The sequence below is a fragment of the Candidatus Oleimmundimicrobium sp. genome (assembly GCF_030651595.1).
Taxonomy (GTDB): domain Bacteria; phylum Actinomycetota; class Aquicultoria; order UBA3085; family Oleimmundimicrobiaceae; genus JAUSCH01.
Window position 1 is genome coordinate 1 of sequence record NZ_JAUSCH010000119.1, and the last position, 2,226, is coordinate 2,226.

At 63.4% G+C, this 2,226-nt stretch carries 3 protein-coding genes; all 3 read right to left on the reverse strand.

Annotated features, from left to right (window positions below; genetic code table 11):
- Nucleotides 1-357: inositol monophosphatase family protein (locus Q7U95_RS06820; RefSeq protein WP_308753037.1), on the reverse strand; the 357-nt coding region annotated here is incomplete at its 3' end.
- Between the two features lie 63 nt (nt 358-420).
- A complete protein-coding gene (locus tag Q7U95_RS06825; RefSeq protein WP_308753039.1) occupies nt 421-981 on the reverse strand; it encodes a sulfotransferase in 561 nt (186 codons plus the stop codon).
- A 327-nt stretch (nt 982-1,308) separates the two neighbouring features.
- The coding region (locus Q7U95_RS06830) for an ATP-binding cassette domain-containing protein (protein WP_308753041.1) at nt 1,309-2,226 on the reverse strand (918 nt) is incomplete at its 5' end.

Sequence of the window (2,226 nt, forward strand, 5' to 3'; positions counted from 1 at the left end):
GAACACCACCGCCGAGATCACCTCGCCCTTGTGTTCCAGCGCGATCGACACCGCCCAGTGCGGCAATCCGTGCAGGAAATTGGTGGTGCCGTCGAGCGGGTCGACCAGCCAGCGGCGCGTGGGGTCCTGGCCCGGGGCCGCGCCGGTCTCCTCGCCCAGCCAGCCATAGGTGGGGCGCGCGGCCATCAGGTCCGTGCGCAGCGATTCCTCGGCGGCGCGGTCGGCGCGGGAAACGAAATCGCCGGGCCCCTTGGAGGAGACCTGCAACTGCTCGACCTCGCGGAAATCCTTGACCAGCCCGCGCCCGGCCTTGCGCGCGGCCTTGATCATCAGATTGAGATTGGCGCTGCCCTGCATCGGAGCCTCCCGTGTGTTCAGCAGGGGGCTATACGGGCTTGGGAGGGTAAAGGGAAGGGGCCCTCAGGCCGCAGGATTTTTCGGCTTCACGTTCTTGCGCGGGAAGGGGATGGCCGGTTCCGGCTTGCCGAGAAAGGCGCAGAGCTCGGCCCAGCCGTGGCCCTTGGTGAGGTCCATGGTCAGCAGGTCTTGCGGGCGTTCCGCGAAGTAATGTTCGACGCGGCGGGTGTGTTCGGCATGGATGTAGCGGAAGCGTTCCTCGTTGAAACAGGTCACGCCGTAGATCATGGCGCGGTAGAAATCGCGCGGGTGGCCGGGTTTGGGGGGGGCGCTGTTGAAGGGCGCGTCCTGCTGCGACCTGATCCAGCTTTCAACCGGTCGGTGGGTTTCGATGAATTTCGCGCCGGGGAAGGCGGTATCAAGCTGCGGGAAGATCACCGGGACCGGAATATCCGAGATCGCGTCGTGCTCTTCCAGCACCTTGAGCCGGTAGTCTCCGCGTCGGAGCTGATCAACGGTGACGGGGTCATTGGCGAAATGCACGCTGGTGTAGCCGAGGTATTTCAGCGCGTTGTGCAGCGAGGTGGTGCCGGTTTTGGGCAGGCCGATACAGATGATGTTCATGGGCGGGCTAGCGATACAGAGCTTTCGTTCGCAAGGAGTGCTAGCGCGGATCGGGGGGGATGTCTACCGAAGGCGGGGCGGTGGGCGGTGTCCCGGGCATGGGACAGGTCATGGATTGAGTGTTTTCAATGGGTTGGTGGTGGGGATTAACCGTTTGTCAGGACTTGACGCCGGGTCTGGCGGCGCTGCCGCAGCCCGGCCCATTCAAGAGCGCCGGCAGCCCCTGGGCATGTGTGGGGACAGAAAACAGTCAGGCCCCCCGGGAGGGGGGCAGGTCGGGTGTGTGGCCGGTTGACCGAAGCGCGGGCGGAAGAGCCGGCCTTGAGGTCACCGGGTGAATTTCTTGTACTTTACCCGCTTCGGCTCTACCGAATCCGGGCCGAGGCGGCGGATCTTGTCTTCCTCATAGGCCTCGAAGTTGCCTTCGAACCATTCGACATGGGCCTCGCCCTCGAAGGCCAGGATATGGGTGCAAAGCCGGTCAAGGAAGAAGCGGTCGTGCGAGATGATCACCGCGCAGCCCGCGAAATCGTCGAGCGCGGCTTCGAGCGCCTGAAGGGTTTCCACGTCAAGGTCGTTGGTGGGCTCATCGAGCAGCAACACGTTTCCGCCTGCCTTTAGCAGTTTCGCCATATGCACACGGTTGCGCTCGCCGCCCGAAAGTTGCCCCACCTTCTTCTGCTGGTCGCTGCCCTTGAAGTTGAACGCCGAGCAATAGGCGCGGCTGTTCATCGTCGCATCGCCAAGGGCGATCAGTTCCGCCCCGCCCGAGATTTCCTCCCATACAGTGGCATTGGAGTCCAGCGCGTCGCGCGACTGATCGACATAGGACAGCTTCACCGTGTCGCCATAGGTGACGCTGCCGGCGTCAGGCTCCAACTGGCCGGTGAGCATGCGAAACAGTGACGATATGCCCGCGCCGTTGGGGCCGATCACGCCGACGATGCCGCCCGGCGGCAGGGCGAAGGACAGATCCTCGATCAGCAACTTGTCACCCATGGCCTTTTTCAGGCCGCTCACCTCGATCACCTTGCTGCCAAGGCGGGGCCCGTTGGGGATGATGATCTGGGCGTTGGTGATCCGTTCCTTCTCGGACTTGTTCGCCATCTCGTTATAGGCGTTGATCCGGGCTTTCTGCTTCGCCTGACGGGCCTTGGTGCCGGTGCGGATCCATTCCAGTTCCTTCTCCAGAACCTTCTGCTTGGATTTGTCTTCGCGCGATTCCTGCGCCACGCGCTTGGCCTT